Source organism: Gemmatimonas sp. (genome assembly GCF_031426495.1).
Taxonomy (GTDB): Bacteria; Gemmatimonadota; Gemmatimonadetes; order Gemmatimonadales; family Gemmatimonadaceae; genus Gemmatimonas.
On the sequence record NZ_JANPLK010000031.1, the window covers coordinates 1 to 3,674 of the forward strand.

Annotated in this window: 4 protein-coding genes and 1 pseudogene; 1 reads left to right on the forward strand and 4 read right to left on the reverse strand. The window is 63.7% G+C overall.

The annotated features are described in order from the left end of the window. Nucleotides 1–157 precede the first annotated feature (157 nt). The 3 genes from ggt to RMP10_RS08650 form a co-directional block, all read right to left on the reverse strand. Nucleotides 158–1,834: a gamma-glutamyltransferase gene (ggt, locus tag RMP10_RS08640; protein WP_310569937.1), complete on the reverse strand. Its 1,677-nt coding sequence runs from the start codon at nt 1,832–1,834 to the stop codon at nt 158–160. Between the two features lie 77 nt (nt 1,835–1,911). After that, nucleotides 1,912–2,301 (reverse strand): VOC family protein, encoded by a 390-nt coding sequence (locus RMP10_RS08645; protein ID WP_310569938.1) that lies wholly within the window; start codon nt 2,299–2,301, stop codon nt 1,912–1,914. Further along, nucleotides 2,298–2,867 carry a dihydrofolate reductase family protein gene (locus tag RMP10_RS08650; RefSeq protein ID WP_310569939.1) on the reverse strand — a complete coding sequence of 190 codons (570 nt, stop codon included), beginning with the start codon at nt 2,865–2,867 and terminating at the stop codon, nt 2,298–2,300. Before RMP10_RS08650 ends, RMP10_RS08645 begins: the two co-directional genes overlap by 4 nt. Nucleotides 2,868–2,994: 127 nt before the next feature. Between RMP10_RS08650 and RMP10_RS08655 the strand changes: the two genes are divergently transcribed. Beyond that, nucleotides 2,995–3,276, forward strand: a complete 282-nt coding sequence (locus RMP10_RS08655) for a DUF4342 domain-containing protein (protein ID WP_310569940.1) — start codon at nt 2,995–2,997, stop codon at nt 3,274–3,276. A gap of 265 nt (nt 3,277–3,541) precedes the next feature. On the opposite strand, the pseudogene RMP10_RS08660 reads toward RMP10_RS08655, so the two are convergent. After that, nucleotides 3,542–3,674, reverse strand: a pseudogene (locus RMP10_RS08660) (IS30 family transposase); the annotation flags it as partial.

Consider the following 3,674-nt stretch of genomic DNA (forward strand, 5'->3'; position numbering starts at 1 on the left):
AATGTGATCGAGCCACCGGGGCCGGGGCGCCTGCCGGCCCCGGCTCATATCCCGGGGCTCGTGGACCTGCCGCGCTGGGGTTTTACTTGGGGCCCGCGGCGTTGAAACCCGCGAATCCCGCGTTACAACGACTCTGACCCCATGAACCAAACCCGCCTCAGTACCCCACCGCCATCCCATCCTTGCGCGGATCACTCCCCGCCGCAAACCCCTTGGGCAATCGCACGATCGCCTGCGCGCCGCCAAAGGCTACCGTGGGCTGCTCGATCAGCACGTGCCCCATGGCGATGAGCGCATTGCGCACACCATCCCCGATCGGCACCTCGAGCGCCACACGCTGTTTGTCGTAGTGACGAAAACGCGGGGCATCGATCGCCGCCTGCACGTCCATGCCGAACACGAAGTAGTTGAGCAGGAACTGCACGTGCCCCTGTGCCTGCACGCCGCCACCCATCAGCCCGAAGCTCATGTACGCTTGTTCACGGCCGTTCACCGTTTGGGTCACGAAGCCGGGAATCAGCGTGTGAAACGGTCGCTTGCCCGGTGCCACCGTATTCGGCAGCCCCTCGGTGAGCGTGAAACTCGCGCCGCGGTTGTGCAGCGCGAAGCCCAAGCCCGGTACCACGACGCCCGAGCCGAAGTAGTCGTAAATCGAGTTGATGAACGACACCATATTCCCGTCGGCATCGGCCACCGTGAGATACACCGTCTCGCTTTTCGTGCGCAACGGACCCGGATCCACTCGCTCCTGCGCACGCAGCGGATTCAGATGACTGCGCCGTTCGGCGATGAACTCGTCGGTGAGCATCTCCGACGCCGGCATATCGAGATGATCAGCGTCGCCCACAAAACGATCGAGGTCGGCGTAGGCCAGCTTCTTCGCCTCGATGAGATGATGCAGATACGCCGGCGAGTTGTGCCCCATCGCTTTGAGGTCGTACGGTTCGAGAATGCGCAGCATTTCGAGTGCAGCGATCCCCTGGTTGCTCGGCGGCAACTCCCACACCCGATATCCCTTGAATGGCACCGAGATCGGCGTCACCCAGTTCGGCGCATTCTTCCGCAGATCGTCGATCGTGACGAAGCCGTCCAACGCCTTGATGCGCGATGCCATGCGCTTGCCGATCGCACCGCCGTAGAAGGTGCCGATGCCGCTATCGGCGATGGTCTTGAGGGTGCGCGCGTAGTCGGGATTGCGAAACCAATCACCGGCCTTCGGTGCCCGTCCGCCCGGCAGATAGGTGGCTGCGGCCGCCGAGTCTCGCTGCAGGAACGCGGTCTCGTTCGCCCACTGCGATGCGATGATCGGCGATACGGGAAAGCCATCGCGGGCATACGCGATAGCTGGCTGCAGCACCTGCGCGAGTGTTCGCCGCCCATGGGTGCGTAACAACTTGTCCCATCCGGCCAGTGCGCCCGGTACGGTCACCGACATCACGCCCTGCTGCGAGCCCACGCGAAAGCCACGCGCCTGGAGTGTAGCGCGCGTCATCAGTGATCCCGCCCGTCCGCTCGCGTTGAGTGCGACCAGTTTCTGCTCTTTGGCCAGCCACACCATGGCGAACATGTCGCCGCCGATGCCCGTCATGTGCGGTTCGGTCACGCTCAGCACGGCCGCCGCGGCGACCGCCGCGTCAATCGCGTTGCCACCGCGGCGCAGGATTTCGAGACCGGCCGCCGACGCCAAAGGTTGGCTGGTGGCCACGACGGCGCTGGGCGCATAGACGGTGGAACGGCCGGCCATGGTGCTGGGCCGCTGTGCCAACAGAGGCGACGCAACGACGGCGAGCGCACCGAGTGCGCCGACCCGCGCGAGAGAATGACGTGGTGACATGCAGGTTCCCCAAGAGTGAAACACGACTAAACGGACCAGACAAAGCTGCGGCGACCGGCACGCCTGCGCCATCATTGTCAGGTGGTGCCGCGCTCGCCGAACCAGTAGCACAGTCCATCGGGCGCAATGACGTAGCAGACCGTCCACGCCACACCGTCCCGTTGCTCGACACCGAAATCCGACGGAGACTTCGCGAGTCCGCGCGTTGCGAACTCGGCGAACAGCGCCGTCAGGCCGCGCACATGAAAGGCGCAGCCATCCTGCGTGGGATCACCGCCGTTTTCCTCAAGCCCGATCTGCACGTCGTCGCGCGCCAGCACCGCCCGGGTATGCGGGGCATCGTGGCGTGAGACCACGCGAAAGCCGAGCACTGTTTGGTAGAATGGGAGCGCGGCCGCGAGGTTCGGCACCGGAAGATGCATCGTGTCGTCGCGGTAGCCGAACGCTTTTTCGAGATACCCACTCATACTGACACCTCCGCGCGTCGCACGTCATAGCGCAGTTCCGCCATGCCGTCGCCGATCCGCTCCACCGAAGTCAGTCGTAGCGCAAGCGCTCCGTCGATACGACGCGGCAGCAGTGGCTTGCCGCGCCCCAAGGTGACCGATCCGATCTGCACAATGATCTCGTCGAGCAGCCCGGCGTCGTAGAACTGCCCGGCCAGATCGCCACCGCCTACGATCCAAAGGTTTTTGCCAGCGGCGGCCTGCGTCATCGCGGCGTGCACCGGACGCACGTCGCCGCGCACCACGTGGATCTCGGCCCGGTCGATCGGTTCGATCGCTCGGCTCGAGAACACCCACGTGGGCTGCGTGTACGGCCACGACGCACCGTCACCGGTGGTCGGCTTGATGACGTGCTTCAGCATCCACTCATACGTCGCCGAACCCATGGCCAAGGCGCCAACATCGGCGATGAACTGCGGGTAGCTGGTCGCGTTGACGTCGACGAGCGAGAACAGCCACTCGATCGAGTCGTCCTCAGTTGCAATGAACCCGTCCAGGCTGGACGCGGTGTAGTACTGCGTGGGCATTGCACACTCCCGTCGGGGCCCGTTTTCTCGATTGATGCTCGGAGAAATTAGCCCAGGTCAGGGCCCGCCAATAGCGGAGCACGACACCGGCCGTGCCGTGCGGCCGTAGATTGACCATGCATCACGGTTGCATTTCTTCAGCATCGAGGCGGCAATGGAGCAGATCAAGGTGGCGGGCGACAAGCTCAAGTCGACGCTCAAGCAACTGATTCGCGAGGGGAACGTGCGGCGCATCATCGTGCGCAACGCGACCGGACGCACGCTGATCGATATGCCACTCAGTGCAGGACTGGCCGGCGCTTTCCTGGCGCCCTTCTGGGCCGCCGTGGCCGGCATCGTTGCGCTCACGAAGGAGTTCACGATTGTGGTTGAGCGCGACCCGGAACATCAGGTCACGAAAGTCGAGTAGCGGCGGAGGAGGAAAAGCGCGAGTCAGAGGTCAGTGAACAGGCGTCAGGCGTCAGACTGGGTATAGTGGTCAGAGTTCAGCAACGACAGTCCACAGTGTCGCGCGGGTTTCGTGGCGCTGGCGATCCTTAAGGCTGTCGCGCAAACCCGCGATCCCGAGGTCACTTCAGCTCGCGTTGACCACCGCCTCTCTGTCGTTCGGCACCACCAAATGCTCGATACTGAGCACTGTCGTTGCTGAATTCTGAACACTATAAGCGGCGGATTCAACGAGTCGGTGCAACGCTCTCAGCGAAGATAGCTGCCGGCGTGCGGAAGCCGAGGGTTTTTCGCGGACGCGTATTCACTTCGTGGGCGACCCGATCGAGATCGCGTTGGGTATACGCGGACAAATCAGTG

Coding starts and splice junctions, on each gene's coding strand:
- ggt (WP_310569937.1), bottom strand. CDS start 1,834: ATGTCACCACGTCATTCTCTCGCGCGGGTCGGCGCACTCGGTGCGCTC.
- RMP10_RS08645 (WP_310569938.1), bottom strand. CDS start 2,301: ATGAGTGGGTATCTCGAAAAAGCGTTCGGCTACCGCGACGACACGATG.
- RMP10_RS08650 (WP_310569939.1), bottom strand. CDS start 2,867: ATGCCCACGCAGTACTACACCGCGTCCAGCCTGGACGGGTTCATTGCA.